Genomic DNA, 14450 nt, shown 5'->3' with positions numbered 1-14450 from the left:
AGGCCCGGAACCACGGATTCGAAGGCCGTGGCGCGTTACCGACCGAGATGTTCGAAGCGAGGCATCGCATGGACGCTCCGCCCACCAGATCGGCCAGACGGACGGCCCGGATACCGTCCGGGGGCGTTGCGGTCGAGCCCTCCCCGGACGCGGTACTCATCCGCCGGACCCTTGAGGAGATCGCACCGATCGCCGACAGGGTGACCTCCTACTTCTATGCCCTGGTCTTCGCCGGCCATCCCGAGGTGCGGGACATGTTCCCGGCCGCCATGGACACGCAGCGCGATCGGCTGCTGAAGGCCCTGCTGACCGCTGCCGAGCACATCGACGACCCGGAAGTGCTCGTCCCCTACCTGCGCCGGATGGGTGCCGGGCACCGCAAGTACGGGACGATGGCAGGGCACTACCCGGTGGTGGGCGAGGCCCTCATCGGCGCCCTGTCCCGGTACGCCCAGCAGACCTGGGGTCCGGAGACGCAGGCCGCATGGGTTCGGGCCTACACCACGATGTCCCAGACGATGATCGACGCGGCGGCGGAGGACGAGGTGGAGAGCCCCGCGTGGTGGCACGCGGAGGTGGTCTCGCACGATCTGCGCACCCCGGACATCGCGGTGCTGACGGTCCGCCCCGACCAGCCGTACGCCTTTCTCGCGGGCCAGTACACGAGTCTGGAGACCCCGTGGTGGCCGCGGGTGTGGCGGCACTACTCGTTCGCCTCGGCGCCTCGCGCCGACGGGCTGCTGTCCTTCCACGTCAAGGCCGTTCCGGCGGGCTGGGTCTCCAACGCGCTGGTACGGCACGCCCGGCCCGGCGACGTGCTGCGGCTCGGACCGCCCGCCGGCTCGATGGTGGTGGACCACAGCACCGACAACGGGATGCTCTGCCTCGGCGGCGGAACGGGCATCGCCCCGATCAAGGCGCTGATCGAGGACGTGGCGGAGCACGGCGAGCGCCGCCCGGTGGAGGTGTTCTTCGGGGCGCGCAGCGACGGCGACCTGTACGACAAGGACACCCTGCTGGGGCTGCAGCGCTCTCACCCGTGGCTGTCGGTGCGCCCGGTGGTCGGTGAGGGTCTCGCGAGCCAGCTGCCCCAAGCCATCGGCGAACACGGGCCGTGGAGCTCGTACGACGCGTTCGTCTCGGGGCCGCCCGCGATGATCCGCAGCGGCGTGAACGAGCTCAAGCGCATCGGGATACCGGGTGACCGGATCCGCTTCGACGCGGTGGAAGAGCTGGTGGGCGCGGCCGGCTGAGACCCGGCGGACCGGCCGGACCGCGCCCTCCACCGCGCCCCGGGCCGAAGCGACCCGGGACGCACCGTGTGCGGACCGGGACGGGATCAGCCCAGGTCGGGGGCGTGCATGGCGCGTACGCCTTCGATGTTGCCGTCGAGGTAGTGGCGCAGGGACAGCGGGACGAGATGCACGGCGGCGATGCCGACCCGGCTGAAGGGCACGCGGACGATCTCGTACTCGCCTTCGGGCTCGTCGATTTCGGGGCCGTGCCGCTGGCTTGGGTCCATGGATTCGAGGTGGCAGACGAAGAAGTGCTGCACCTTCACGCCCGTCACCCCTCCGTCGGCGATGTGCTCGACGGTGTCGACGAAGCAGGGCACCACATCGGTGATCTTCGCGCCGAGTTCCTCGTGGAGCTCTCGGTGGAGGGCGTCGACGACGGTGGCGTCCGAAGACTCCACTCCCCCGCCGGGGGTCAGCCAGTACGGATCGACGCCGGGCTTGGTGCGCTTGATGAGGATCAGGTCGTCACCGTCGAGCAGGATCGCGCGGGCGGTGCGTTTGACCACGGGACGTTCGGTCATGGGAGAAGAGTGGCCCACACCGGGGTGTCTGAAACGCGTGGCGGCGAAACGCGTCGCACGTCGGAAGCGGAGGCTCACCAGTGGGCGGCGGCGCGCAGCAGCCGGTCGTGCGCACGGGCGAGGTGGGCGAGGGCGAGACTGCCGGTCCGTACGACGAGGAACCAGGTGCGCAGCGGGGGTACGGGCGGTTCCAGCAGGGCGACGATCTGCCCGCTGTCGAGGGCGTCCTGGCACAGATAGCGAGGCAGGACGGCAAGCCCGGCGCCGGCCCGGACGCACTCCAGTACGGCCCGCAGGTCGGGGGCTACGACGGTGGCCGCATCGGGCCGGGTGCCGGGACGGGTCTCGAAGACCGCGGCCCAGTAGCGGGCGACGAGCGGAAGCGTCTCGTGGACCTCGACGAGCGGAATGCCGGCGAGGGCGGCCGGGCCGGCCTCGCGGAGCCGGTCCGGATCGACGAGGGCGGCCCAGTAGGGTGCGGCGACCAGCACGTGCTCCTCGTCGCACAGAGCGGTCGCGCTGAAGAGCCCGCCGCGTGGGCGGGCCGTGGTGGCGATGAGGTCGTGGTGGCCGGCGGCGAGTCCGTCGAGAGCCTCCTCGGCTCCGGCCTGGAATACGGCGCGCAGGGTGTGGCCCTGGCCGACGAGCGGTGCGAGGGCGGGCAGGACGCGCAGGCACAGGAACTCGGGGGGACCGGCGAGGTGCAGGGTGCGCAATGCGCCGGCGGCCTCGCGTTCCGCCTCGGTTATCCGCAGCAGGGCGTCGAGGTGGGGGGCCGCCTTGTGGGCGAGTTCGTCGCCGACGGCGGTGGGGGTCACACCGCGGGCCCTGCGGTGGAAGAGGGGCCGGCCCAGCTGCCGTTCAAGAGTGCGGATCTGCGAGGTGACGGCGGGCTGTGACAGCCCGAGGAGTGCGGCGGCCCGGGTGAACGAGCCCGCCCGGTGCACGGCGACGAAGGTGCGCAACAGGGCCAGGTCCATGAAGGCCCCTCTCGGTGGGGGCCTTCAACTATAAATATGCCGATAGGCCCCTGTCGTTACCGTGATTGGACTCTGACGTTGAGTCAACTAGCCTTGTGTGCGTGGTTCTTCGCGCGCGGAACCCGGAGCGGTCCGAGTCACCAGGGGGGAGGCTCGGACCGCTCTTGTTCCTGCTGATCAGACGCCCGCGCCCGCCGCGTCCAGCGCCCGCAGCACGTCCGCGACCAGGTCGTCGGTGTCCTCGGCCCCTGCGGACAGGCGGATGAACCCCTCCGGAACGGGGTCGCCGCCCCACCGACCGCGCCGCTCCGCGGTGGACCGTACGCCACCGAAGCTGGTGGCGTCCTCGACCAGGTGCAGGGCGGCCATGAACCGCTCGGCGTGCGCACGGTCCGCCAGGGTGAAGGAGACGACGGAGCCGAAGCCCCGCATCTGCCGGGCGGCCGTCTTGTGGGACGGGTCCGCGGGCAGGCCGGGGTAGCGCAGCCCGGTGACGTCCGGACGGTCGGCCAGCGCCTCGGCGACGGCCAGGGCGTTCGCCCACTGCCGCTGGGCCCGCAGCTGGATGGTGGCCAGGGAGCGGTGGGCCAGCCAGGCCTCCATCGGACCCGGGATCGCGCCGATGATCTTGCGCCAGCGCCGGACGGTGGCTGCGAGCTCGGGGTCGCGGCAGACGACGTAGCCGAGCAGGAGGTCGCCGTGGCCGGTGAGGCCCTTGGTGCCGCTGGCGACGGAGAAGTCCGCGCCGAGTTCCAGGGGCCGCTGACCGAGCGGGGTGGCGAGGGTGTTGTCGACGGCGACGAGGGTGCCGCCCGCGTGGGCGGCCGCGGCCAGGCGCGGGACGTCGCACACGTCGAGCCCGGGGTTGGAGGGCGTCTCGATCCACAGCAGCCTGGCCCCGTCGAGGACGGCCAGCTGCGCGTCCCCGGCGGTCGGCGCGGTGCGGACGTGGATCCCGTAGGCCTCCAACTGCTCGCGGACCAGCGGCAGCGCCTGGTAGCCGTCGTCGGGCAGGACGACGGTGTCGCCGGTACGGGCCTGGGAGAGGAGGACGGCGGAGACCGCGGCCATGCCGGAGGCGAAGACGACGGTGTGGACGCCGTCCTGGCCGGGCGCTTCGAGTTCCCCGATGGCCCGCTCCAGCAGGGTCCAGGTGGGGTTGGTGTCGCGTCCGTAGGTGTACGGGCCCTCCACGTCGCCGGGGAGGTGGAAATGGGCGGCGAAGACGGGTCCGGGCAGGGACGGTTGGTTCTTGAGGGGCTCGGGCAGCCCGGCGCGTACGGCCCGGGTGCCTTCGCCGAGCCCTTCCGCCGCAGTGGCCCCTGTCCCGGGTCCGGGCCCGGCCGTCCCGGTCCCGTCGGCGTGGTCGTTCATGGGGCGTGCTCCTTCACTGTCTCGCGTACGGCCTCCAGCAGGCCCGCGCTCGCCGCCTCGACGAGCTCCAGGCACTGCTCGAACCCCTCCAGGGAGCCGTAGTAGGGATCCGGTACGTCGGCTTCTGCGGCAGTCGCCGCCGGGTCGTAGGAACGCAGCAGTCGCACCTTGGCGGCGTCTTCGGGAGTGGGCGCGAGCGCCCGCAGGTCCCGCAGGTGCCCGGCGTCGAGCGCGATGACGAGGTCGAGGCCGGCGAACCACGAGGCCCGGAACTGCCGGGCGCGGTGGCTCTGCTCGTATCCGGCGGCCTCCAGGACGGTGACCGTGCGCGGATCGGCGCCGTCCCCCTCGTGCCAGCCGCCGGTGCCGGCGCTGTCCACCTCGACCAGGGCGTCGAGCCCGGCCTCGGCGACGCGGGCCCGGAAGACGGACTCGGCCATGGGGGAGCGGCAGATGTTGCCCGTGCAGACGAAGCACACGCGGTACATGGCAGCCGGCTCAGTTCTTGTCGGGCAGGGCCATGTTCACGGCCCAGGAGACGACGGAGATGATCAAGCCGCCCAGCAGGGCGGTCCAGAAATTGTCGACGTGGAAGCTGAGGTCGAGCTGCTTGGCAAGCCAGGAGGTCAGCATCAGCATCAGGGCGTTCACGACGAGGGTGAACAGTCCGAGGGTGAGGATGAACAGGGGAAGTGAGAAGAACTTCACCACGGGCTTGACGATCAAATTGACCAGGCCGAAGACCAGGGCGACCAGAATCAGGCTGAGGGTCCGGCGGCCGAGGGAGCTGTTGTCGTCGAGCGTGATGCCGGCGAGCAGCCAGATGGCGACGGCCAGGGCAGCCGCGTTGGCGAGCGTCTTGACTACGAAATTCGTCATGTGTCTGATCGTGGCAGAGAAGATCCCGGCGGGACATCAGCAGATCAGCGGATGCCAGGGAACGCGAGAGAGCAAGGGGCACAACGACGATGAAGGCCTTCCGGCTGGACGAGCTTGAGGCGGAGCGGCTCGCGAACGACGGCGCCTATCTGCAGTTCCTGCGCGAACGGAACATGTCGGTCGGGCTGTACGCCCTCGACGCCGGACGGAGCGACCCGCAGCAGCCGCACCGCCAGGACGAGGTGTACTTCGTGGTGAGCGGCCGGGGTTCGATCACGGTCGGGGAGGAGACCACGACGGTGGCGCGCGGCAGCGTCGTCTACGTGCCCGCCGGGGTGCTGCACAAGTTCCATCACATCACCGAGGACCTGCGGGTATTGGTGGTGTTCTCCCCGCCGGAGGCCTGACCGGGCGACCCCCGACCCAGGGTCGGACCTCCTGATTCCCCTAGGGGGCGGATCAGGGGAGTCCGGGGGCTCGCGGGCCCCCGGGCGGTTGAGCGGCCCCCTAGCATCGAGAGCAGGAAGTCACGGCTCGGGAAGCTCAGGAAGAGGTTGAGGACATGGACGGGATCCGGCAGACATTCGCAGGCATGCCCTGGTGGGTGAAGTGGGTCGCGATCCCGCTTCTGGTGCTCTTCGTCTTCGGTGGCGTCATCACGAGCATCCTCGGAGCCCTGATCTCGTTCGTCTTCAAGCTGCTGCTCTTCGTCGCCCTCGTCGGCGGCCTGATCTTCATCGTGAAGAAGTTCACCGGCGGCGGTACGAAGTCCTCCTCGCGCGACTGGTAGGTCCCCGGAGCCCAGACCGCTGGGCTCCGGGCCCCGGGCTCCGAGCCGTGGGCTCCGGGCTCCGGGCTCCGGGTCAATCCGGGGGATTAACCCGGGCGGGGGAACGTGGGGTGGCAAACCGCCCGCGCCGCGGGAATCGGCCGATAGGGTGGCAATCTGCGCCGGCCCCTGGGCGCCGGACGCCGGTGGTGCCGCCTTGACCTGCGGTTTTCTCCAGTGTCGGCCTAGTACGGCCCCCAGGAACCGCGGCGCGCGCGGGGGCGGCCCCCGCAGGGCGGGCCCTCCCCAGGCCCGTCGCCACGCCTGGGGGTGAGCTTTGTCTTCGGTTCACAATGCCGGTGTGCCGACGCTGATCGGTTCGGTGCAGCGCGCGTTGAGGCTGCTCGAAGCAGCGGGTTCCCACAGCGAGGGAGCCCCGGCGAAACAACTGGCGCGCGAAGCCGGGCTCCCGCTCCCCACCGCCTACCACCTGTTGCGCACCCTCACGCACGAGGGCTATCTGCGGCGCGAGGGCGGAGTGTTCGTGCTCGGAGCAGCCGCCGGGCGGCTGGCGGGCGGCGGACTGCAGCAGAAACGTCGCAGCATGATCCTCGACTCCCTCGCGCACTTCCGCGACGCGGTCGGGGCCCCCGTCTACTTCGCCGTGTTCCGCGAGGGTGAGATCGAGCTCGTGGGTGTCTCGGACACCCCGGCCAGCCCCGCCGTCGAGGAGTGGGCGGATTTCCGTGCGACCGGCCACGCGCACGCCATCGGGCAGTGCCTGCTGGCCCAGCTCGACGAGAAGACGCGCAGGGACTACTACGAGCGGCACCCGGTAGAGGCCGTCACCCAGTACACCGTCCGGGACCAGAGCGCCCTCGAACATCGCATCGGCTCTCTCGGCCGGATGGAGCCGGTTACGGAGCGTCAGGAGTACGCGCTGGGCACCGTGTGTGCAGCCATCCCCATCACTGCGGGCGATACCGCCGCAACCATGGCGATTTCCCTCCCTTTGCACCAGGAGGAACGATTGCTGTATGTGGTCGATCGACTACGGAGTGAAGTAGGCGCGCTGTTGAGCACCCTCTCGTTCTCTATCAGTATCTGAAAACTCACTCCTTGTGATCTGCATGCGCTTCCACCACCCTTGTCAAGAGGGCCCTGGGGGATCATTCCTGGCCACTTCCACTACAGCGGGGTAGTCCATGCGCGAGTCGGTACAGGCAGAGGTCATGATGAGCTTCCTCGTTTCCGAGGAGCTCTCCTTCCGGATCCCGGTGGAACTCCGGTACGACACCCGGGACCCCTACGCAGTGCGTCTGACGTTCCACCTTCCCGGAGATGCCCCCGTGACCTGGGCGTTCGGCCGGGAGCTGCTCCTCGACGGCATCAACAAGCCGTGCGGTGACGGTGATGTGCACATCGCCCCCACCGATCCGGAAGACCTTTCCGACGTCCACATCCGGCTCCAGGTCGGCAGCGACCGGGCCCTGTTCCGTGCCGGCGCGGCGCCGCTCGTCGCGTTCCTCGACCGTACCGACCGGCTTGTTCCGCTCGGTCAGGAGCGAAACCTCGGCGATTTCGAGGAGAACCTCGACGAGGCGCTGGACCGGATCCTGGCCGAGGCCCGGCAGAACGAGCAGAACGCCGGCTGAGCGGGCGGACCCGGCCGGCCGAGCCGACGGGCCGCACGCGCCGAGTCGCCCCGGGCCCCCGAGCCTCCCGGGCCGCTCAGCGCTTGCGCCGCCGGCCCCGGCCACCGCGGACCGGCCCCGAGGCCGCCGCTCCGGCCGGGGCTCCCGGCCGGTCGGCGGAGACCACCAGCGCCGCGAGCGCGGTGGTGACGGGGACCGAGGCCACCAGGCCGATCGACCCCACGAGGGTGCGCACGATCTCCTCCGCGACCAGCTCGCTGTTGGCCACCGAACCCATGCTGCTGTTCGCGATCGAGAACAGCAGCAGCAGCGGAAGCGCCGCGCCCGCGTAAGCCAGTACCAGGGTGTTGACCACCGAGGCGATGTGGTCGCGGCCGATCCGGATGGCCGCTCGGTACAGGGCGCGGGGCCCCATCGACGAGTCGGCCTGGTGGAGTTCCCAGACCGCCGACGTCTGGGTGACCGTCACGTCGTCGAGCACGCCCAGCGATCCGATGATCACGCCCGCGAGCAGCAGACCGCTCATGTCGATGTCCGGGTAGAGCCCGTGGATGAGCCCCGTGTTGTCGTCGGTGTTGCCGCTGAGGAACGCCCAGTCGACGAACACCGAGCCGAGCAGCCCGATCAGCAGCAGCGAGACGAGCGTGCCGAGGACGGCGACGGACGTACGGGCGCTCAGGCCGTGGCACATGTAGAGCGCGATGAGCATGATGGCGCTGGCACCGACGACCGCGACGACCAGCGGGTTCGAGCCCTGGAGGATCGCCGGGAGGATGAACAGGGTCAGCACGCCGAAGCTGACGACCAGCGCGATCAGCGCGAACAGGCCCCGCATCCGTCCGACGACGACGACGGCCACGGCGAAGATGCCCGCCAGTACCGCCAGCGGCAGCTTGCGGTTCACGTCGACCACGGAGTACTGGAGGTCCCGGGGCGCGTCCGGCGCGTACGCGACGACCACCTCCTGGTCCTTCTCCAGCTGCCGTGGCGCGCCCGGCTGGACGATCTCGATGAACGTCCGGCCCTTGTCCTGCCCGGTGCCGACCTCGATGGTGGCCTTCTTGCAGTCGCCGGTCTGCTGGGCCCGGGCCTCACGGCCCTCCGGGGTGGTGACGTTCCCGGTGGTGGGCACCTGCGAGGCGTTCACCGATTTGCAGTCGACCTGTTCGATCGCGACGACCCGGCCCTGCTGGGTCTGCCGGTCGAAGCCCACCCCGGAGCGCTCGTGAGCGGGAGCGCCGCCCGGCCAGAGCACCACCATGCCGACGAAGACGGCGACGGCGAACGGGATCAGGACCGCCGCGATGACCTTGCGCAGGTGCTTCGAGACGGGAGCCGCCGGTCCGTGGCCGTGGGAATGTCCGTGGGGGTGGCCGTGGGAGTGGCCCGGGGCCGGGATCCGGTCATGCCGGTGGTCGTCGTGCTCGTGGCCCGCGTGTGAGTGGTCGCTGTGACCCGTGGGCTCGGTGGGCTGGGTGGGGGGCTGCGGCGAGGACGTCACCGGCAGATCATCGCAAGAGTTGAGGGGGCCCACTGTTCAGCACGCCACAAATGACGCTAGCGTGGGGGCACCTTTGCACAACGCGGGAGCTCGGAGCACCGGGCTGAGAGGGCGCTGATCACCGTACGCGCGGCACAGATGCGTACGGGAAGAGGCTGCGTCGACCGCCGAACCTGTTACCGGGTAATGCCGGCGTAGGGAGATCAGGTCTCATGACCATTCAGGACGCACGCACGCCTGCCGTCAGCCAGGACGACGCCGACCGGACCGAGCGCCAGCCGGGCTGGCACAAGGGCTACGTGGCGGGCTCCCGCCCCGACATCCGGGTGCCGGTCCGCCAGGTCCACCTCACCAACGGCAAGGACGTGACGCTCTACGACACGTCCGGGCCGTACACCGACCCGCAGATCGAGACCGACGTGCGGCGCGGCCTTCCGCCGCTGCGCGAGAACTGGATCATCAGCCGCGGCGACACCGAGGAGTACGCGGGCCGCCCCGTGCGCCCGGAGGACGACGGGATCAAGCACACCTCGCCCCGAGGTGGCCTCAAGAACCTCGACGCGGTCTTCCCTGGACGTCCGCGCCAGCCCCGCCGGGGCCGTGACGGCGCCGCCGTCACGCAACTCGCGTACGCCCGCCGCGGTGAGATCACCCCGGAGATGGAGTACGTCGCGATCCGGGAGAACGTCTCCCCCGAGGTGGTCCGTGAGGAGATCGCCGCAGGTCGCGCGGTGCTTCCCGCGAACGTGAACCACCCGGAGATCGAGCCGATGATCATCGGCAAGCGGTTCCTGGTGAAGGTCAACGCCAACATCGGCAACTCCGCGGTCACCTCCTCCATCGAGGAGGAGGTCGACAAGATGACCTGGGCGACCAAGTGGGGCGCCGACACGGTCATGGACCTCTCGACCGGCCGCAACATCCACACCACTCGCGAGTGGGTGCTGCGCAACTCCCCGGTCCCGATCGGCACCGTGCCGCTGTACCAGGCGCTGGAGAAGGTCGACGGCCGCGCCGAGGACCTGACCTGGGAGATCTACAAGGACACGGTCATCGAGCAGGCCGAGCAGGGCGTCGACTACATGACGGTCCACGCCGGCGTACTCCTGCCGTACGTGCCGCTGACCGCCCGCCGCAAGACCGGCATCGTCTCCCGCGGCGGGTCGATCATGGCCGCCTGGTGTCTGGCGCACCACAAGGAGAACTTCCTCTACACGAACTTCGAGGAGCTCTGCGAGATCCTCGCGACGTACGACGTCACGTACTCGCTCGGCGACGGCCTGCGCCCCGGCTCCATCGCGGACGCCAACGACGCGGCCCAGTTCGCGGAGCTGAAGACGCTGGGCGAGCTGAACACGATCGCCAAGCGGCACAACGTGCAGACCATGATCGAGGGCCCGGGCCACGTCCCGATGCACAAGATCAAGGAGAACATCGACCTCCAGCAGGAGATCTGCGAGGAGGCGCCGTTCTACACGCTCGGCCCGCTGACCACGGACGTCGCCCCGGCGTACGACCACATCACCTCGGGCATCGGCGCCGCGATGATCGCCTGGTGGGGCACCGCGATGCTCTGCTACGTCACGCCGAAGGAGCACCTGGGCCTGCCCAACCGTGACGACGTGAAGACCGGCGTCATCACGTACAAGATCGCTGCACACGCGGCGGACCTGGCCAAGGGCCACCCGGGCGCCCAGGAATGGGACGACGCCCTGTCGGACGCGCGGTTCGAGTTCCGCTGGGAGGACCAGTTCAACCTGGCCCTCGACCCGGACACGGCCCGTGAGTTCCACGACGAGACGCTCCCGGCCGAACCGGCCAAGACCGCGCACTTCTGCTCGATGTGCGGTCCGAAGTTCTGCTCGATGAAGATCTCCCAGGACATCCGCCGCGAGCACGGCGGCGACCTGAAGGCCGATGAGATCGAGGCGGGCATGGCGGAGAAGTCCGCCGAGTTCGCGGCGAGCGGGAACCGGGTCTACCTCCCGCTGGCGGACTGACCCGCCCGTGGGGGCCGGCGCTGCTCTGGGAGGTAGAGGGGGCTTCCCAGAGCAGTGTTCCGGCACGCCAGCCGCGTTGCGCTGGAGGTCAGACCTTCGCGTCGCGCGATGTTTCACGTGAAACAGGGACGGACGGCCCACTGCGGGCCGCCGCGAACCCGCGATTGGCCTCCGTCTGCCGGCGATACGACTCCGGCAGGTCGGGCAGTTCCAGCAGCCGGTCGCAGGCGCGCAGCGAGGTCTGCATGTCCCCCACCCAGTACGCGGTGATGGAGTGCTCGAAGAGCAGCCCCCACTGGTACACCCACGGCTGGACGAACAGCAGGTCCGGAGGGGCCGGGCGGTCCAGTACCGCTGAGGTGATCGCGTGGGCCGTGCGGTGGCGCCCCAGCACCCTGAGCCTGGAGGCGAGTTCGTAGCAGGCTTCCAGCCGGGTGGGGCGGGACTCCCAAGCCTGCGAAAGGGCGTCCATGGCAGCGGGCCAGTCGCCGGACTCGGCGCTCAGGACTCCGGCCTGGAGCAGCGCGTAGTAGACCTCCTCGGCCCAGCCGCCCATGGCCGCGCGGTGTCGGTAGAGCCGGATCGCCGCAGCGGTGTCACCCATGTCCCGCATCGTCTGGGCGAGGTAGAAGGCCGTCCTGGTGTTGGAGGGGTCCCGTTCGAGTTCGGCGCCGAGCAGGCGGGCATCACGCTCGAACTTGTCGTGCCGGGATCCCCCGTCCGCATGGTCCTCGATGAACAGTGCGTCGAGGTTCTGCTGGAAGCCGGGGCGCTCGTCGTACTCCCCGGGGGCGTCGCAGGTCAGGTACTCGTGGGTGACGCCCTCGTACCGCCAGGGGAGGTCACCGCGGACCAGCCGTTTGATGCGGTATTCCGTCGCACCCTCGTGGCGCAGCATGTACGACTGCGCCGTGAGCGGGGGCAGCGGGCCGGTGCGGCGCAGGACGAGGTCGGCGTCGACGAGGAGCAGGTAGTCGGCCTTGCCGCGGGCATGCGCGATGTTGAGACTGCGATTGTGCCCGAAGTCGGTCCAGGGTTCCTCGTGGAGCTCGCCGGGGATCCCGCGCAGAGCGCTCCGGATCAGCTCCTGGGTGCCGTCGGTGGATCCGGTGTCGGAGATGACCCAGGTGTCGATGAGGTCCCGTACCGAGTCGAGGCAGCGCTCGATGACGGCGGATTCGTTCTTCACGATCATGCAGAGGCAGATGGTCGGCTTCACGGCCGCTGACCCTAGGGACGGGGCCGGGCGGCCCGTCGGCGCCGCGCCGGGGTGCGGCCCCGGGTGGCTCCCTGCTGCACCGCCAAGTGGCTGCGCACGCTGGTCCGATTTGCTGACAGGTGGGCGCGGCGAAGTGGCTTACGGGGAACCGGTCTTCAGGATGACCCGCGAGGTCCGGTCGTCTGTCCGGACTTCGAGCGATCATTCGATCCGGTGTCTGCGAGGAGCGGTACATGAGTTCTGAGGACAGGGCCCGATCCATCCTGGGGCCCCTGCCCCGAAGGGCCGGCTGGCTTGCGGGAGGCACCTTCGCCTCCGTTGCGCTGGTTCTGGCGAGCATCGCGGCCCCGGCCGCGGCCGGCGCCACGCAGCCGACGGGGTCGGTGGTGACCGGTGGCGGTGGCGGTGGCGGCGGTGGTGACCACTGCAAGCAGCAGCGCCCCAAGAAGAAGGCGATGAGCCCGTCCGGGCAGTCGTACGACAAGTGCAAGGTCGGTCCGACCGGCCCGCGGGGTCCGCGCGGCCCCAAGGGTCACACCGGAGCGACCGGCCCGACCGGCCCGACGGGTCTCACGGGTGCCACGGGTTCGACCGGTCCGACGGGCGCGACCGGAACCGGTGTGACGGGTGCGACCGGCCCCACGGGCCCCGCCGGCCCGGGGACGGGCGTGACCGGTCCCACCGGGCCGACCGGCCCCGCGGGAACGGACGGCACTCCGGGCCTGACCGGCGCGACGGGCTCCACCGGCCCGACCGGCCCCACCGGGCCGACCGGCGCCACGGGAACGGACGGCACTCCGGGCCTGACCGGCGCGACGGGCTCCACCGGCCCCACGGGACCGACCGGTCCCACGGGCCCCACCGGTGCAACGGGCGCGACCGGTACCCAGGGCGCCAGCGGCCAGTGCTTCGACGTGGACTCGATCCGGCCCGCTGCCTCTCGCGAGGTCAAGGCCGTCCTCTCCGACACCATCACCTACGCGGGCATCCGTGACCTGACGCCCTCGCCGACCAACTGGCGCTGGTACGACCTGACCGACACCGGGGAAACCTACCCGACGGACGCGTGCGCGGTATCGATCTCCTCCCAGGCCAACATCGTCAACATCGAGGTCCTGACGACCGGGGGCGACATCTACGAGACCACCTGCACGATCAACCCGGGAAGCCCGGACGCTCTCACGTGCAACGAGATCTGGACGGCGGCGAACCCCCAGCCGGCCCCCGGCGCCAATGGCGTCGTCACTCCGCTGGCACGGTTCTCGCACCAGCTGACCAAGGAGGACCTGAACCTGCGCCCCAAGGAGATCAAGTAACGGCAGACCAGGCCGCCGTCACTGCGAGCCGCCGTCCGGGCTCGTGAAGTCCGGGCTCGTGAAGTCCGGCGGGGTGTAGCCGGGTCGGGGACCCTGTGAAGGGGACCCCGGGCTGGTGAAGTCGGGCCGGGTGTATCCCAGGTTGGGGATGCGCCCGGCCTTCGGCGTGTGCGGGGCCGGATACACCGGCCCCGCGCTCGGATCGGCCAGCGCGTCCCGCAGGAACGGCAGGATGCCCCGCTCCAGCAGGGCCCGCCGCCAGGCCTCGCGGGCCCGCGCGACCTCGTCGGGCATCGCGTCCGTCCCGTCCTCGGCCACCACCTCGGTCGCCCGGTTGCGGACGGCCGTCACCAGCAGCCCGACCACCGCGAACAGCAGCGAGACCACGGTCAGCGCACCGAAGAGCCAACCGGCCGTCAACATCGTGTCGGCGAAGGACGGTTCGGGCTCGATCGCCTTCAGGATGTAGCCCACCAGCAGGAATATCAGCATCGCGGTGCCCGCCAGGACCGGCGCGAGCACCGCGACCACGGCACTGACACCCGCGCCGTCCTCGCCCTCGTCCTGCGGCCCGCCATCCCGCTCTCCGGTCGAACCGGGGGTGGACAGGGCCTCGTCGCGCCGTTCTCCGCGGAGTTTCACGTAGTGGTCGTACTCGGCCGCGGCCGCCGTCGTCAGCAGCGCGCTGGCCCCGATGGCCATCGTGCGCAGCTGCTCGGCGTTCAGGCGCTCACCGAGGGCGGAGAGCTCGGGCCGTTCGCGCGCGGTGCGCAGCGCCTCGTCGAGGAGCCGATCGAACTCGGGTCGGTCTTCGGTCAGCAGGTGCGGAGCGCTGTTCATGTGCATCCCCCGATGCTCCGTAGGGACCGGTTTGCCCGCGTAGACCCGGGCGCCGGCACAAACGGAGGAGAGCCTGCTACGGATAGGGCGATGGTAGA

15 protein-coding genes and 1 riboswitch are annotated in these 14450 nt (G+C 70.5%); of the genes, 7 read left to right on the top strand and 8 right to left on the bottom strand.

The window, feature by feature from the left end:
* Nucleotides 1-68 precede the first annotated feature (68 nt).
* Nucleotides 69-1253 (top strand): globin domain-containing protein, encoded by a 1185-nt coding sequence (locus tag ACFYXV_RS15870; RefSeq protein WP_385463655.1) that lies wholly within the window; start codon nucleotides 69-71, stop codon nucleotides 1251-1253.
* Between the two features lie 86 nt (nucleotides 1254-1339).
* On the opposite strand, the gene ACFYXV_RS15865 is transcribed toward ACFYXV_RS15870, so the two are convergent.
* From ACFYXV_RS15865 to ACFYXV_RS15845, 5 genes are all read right to left on the bottom strand, one after another.
* Nucleotides 1340-1819, bottom strand: coding sequence for an NUDIX domain-containing protein (locus ACFYXV_RS15865; RefSeq protein WP_383336929.1), 480 nt, complete (start codon nucleotides 1817-1819; stop codon nucleotides 1340-1342).
* A gap of 74 nt (nucleotides 1820-1893) precedes the next feature.
* Entirely contained in the window at nucleotides 1894-2799 is a 906-nt protein-coding gene (locus ACFYXV_RS15860) for a LysR family transcriptional regulator (protein ID WP_389383162.1), read from the bottom strand.
* A 177-nt stretch (nucleotides 2800-2976) separates the two neighbouring features.
* Entirely contained in the window at nucleotides 2977-4173 is a 1197-nt protein-coding gene (locus tag ACFYXV_RS15855; RefSeq protein ID WP_389383161.1) for a cystathionine gamma-lyase, read from the bottom strand.
* The gene (locus ACFYXV_RS15850; protein ID WP_389383160.1) at nucleotides 4170-4661 is read right to left on the bottom strand and encodes a low molecular weight protein-tyrosine-phosphatase; all 492 of its coding nucleotides are present in this window, start codon (nucleotides 4659-4661) and stop codon (nucleotides 4170-4172) included. Before ACFYXV_RS15850 ends, ACFYXV_RS15855 begins: the two co-directional genes overlap by 4 nt.
* Before the next feature lie 10 nt (nucleotides 4662-4671).
* Complete coding sequence (locus ACFYXV_RS15845) at nucleotides 4672-5052, bottom strand: phage holin family protein (RefSeq protein ID WP_383336919.1); 381 nt, start codon at nucleotides 5050-5052, stop codon at nucleotides 4672-4674.
* Nucleotides 5053-5141: 89 nt separating this feature from the next.
* On the opposite strand from ACFYXV_RS15845, the gene ACFYXV_RS15840 reads away from it, so the two are divergent.
* The 4 genes from ACFYXV_RS15840 to ACFYXV_RS15825 all read left to right on the top strand — a co-directional run bounded on the left by ACFYXV_RS15840 (nucleotide 5142) and on the right by ACFYXV_RS15825 (nucleotide 7476).
* Nucleotides 5142-5459: a cupin domain-containing protein gene (locus ACFYXV_RS15840; protein ID WP_389383159.1), complete on the top strand. Its 318-nt coding sequence runs from the start codon at nucleotides 5142-5144 to the stop codon at nucleotides 5457-5459.
* A gap of 164 nt (nucleotides 5460-5623) precedes the next feature.
* Complete coding sequence (locus ACFYXV_RS15835) at nucleotides 5624-5842, top strand: DUF5326 family protein (RefSeq protein ID WP_099895491.1); 219 nt, start codon at nucleotides 5624-5626, stop codon at nucleotides 5840-5842.
* Nucleotides 5843-6158: 316 nt separating this feature from the next.
* The gene (locus ACFYXV_RS15830) at nucleotides 6159-6929 is read left to right on the top strand and encodes an IclR family transcriptional regulator (RefSeq protein ID WP_385463670.1); all 771 of its coding nucleotides are present in this window, start codon (nucleotides 6159-6161) and stop codon (nucleotides 6927-6929) included.
* A gap of 97 nt (nucleotides 6930-7026) precedes the next feature.
* Entirely contained in the window at nucleotides 7027-7476 is a 450-nt protein-coding gene (locus ACFYXV_RS15825; RefSeq protein ID WP_383336913.1) for an SsgA family sporulation/cell division regulator, read from the top strand.
* A 76-nt stretch (nucleotides 7477-7552) separates the two neighbouring features.
* On the opposite strand, the gene ACFYXV_RS15820 is transcribed toward ACFYXV_RS15825, so the two are convergent.
* Nucleotides 7553-8977 (bottom strand): YibE/F family protein, encoded by a 1425-nt coding sequence (locus ACFYXV_RS15820; RefSeq protein WP_385463673.1) that lies wholly within the window; start codon nucleotides 8975-8977, stop codon nucleotides 7553-7555.
* A 72-nt stretch (nucleotides 8978-9049) separates the two neighbouring features.
* Nucleotides 9050-9195, top strand: a riboswitch (TPP riboswitch).
* Here ACFYXV_RS15820 and thiC point away from each other — a divergent pair.
* Nucleotides 9190-10977, top strand: coding sequence for a phosphomethylpyrimidine synthase ThiC (gene thiC, locus ACFYXV_RS15815; RefSeq protein WP_383336907.1), 1788 nt, complete (start codon nucleotides 9190-9192; stop codon nucleotides 10975-10977). It overlaps the preceding riboswitch by 6 nt.
* An 88-nt stretch (nucleotides 10978-11065) precedes the next feature.
* Here the strand turns inward: thiC and ACFYXV_RS15810 are convergent, their stop codons facing one another.
* Entirely contained in the window at nucleotides 11066-12196 is a 1131-nt protein-coding gene (locus tag ACFYXV_RS15810; RefSeq protein WP_389383158.1) for a glycosyltransferase, read from the bottom strand.
* A gap of 233 nt (nucleotides 12197-12429) precedes the next feature.
* Here ACFYXV_RS15810 and ACFYXV_RS15805 point away from each other — a divergent pair, with 233 nt between their 5' ends.
* Nucleotides 12430-13512 carry a hypothetical protein gene (locus ACFYXV_RS15805; protein ID WP_389383156.1) on the top strand — a complete coding sequence of 361 codons (1083 nt, stop codon included), beginning with the start codon at nucleotides 12430-12432 and terminating at the stop codon, nucleotides 13510-13512.
* Nucleotides 13513-13530: 18 nt separating this feature from the next.
* Here ACFYXV_RS15805 and ACFYXV_RS15800 read toward each other — a convergent pair whose 3' ends face one another.
* Nucleotides 13531-14358, bottom strand: a complete 828-nt coding sequence (locus tag ACFYXV_RS15800; RefSeq protein ID WP_385463683.1) for a hypothetical protein — start codon at nucleotides 14356-14358, stop codon at nucleotides 13531-13533.
* Between the last annotated feature and the right edge of the window lie 92 nt (nucleotides 14359-14450).

Origin of the sequence: Streptomyces sp. NPDC002181 (assembly GCF_042890485.1) — a bacterium.
GTDB lineage: Bacteria > Actinomycetota > Actinomycetes > Streptomycetales > Streptomycetaceae > Streptomyces.
Note: the sequence above shows the minus strand (reverse complement) of the source record. Positions and strands in the feature narration are given on the sequence as shown.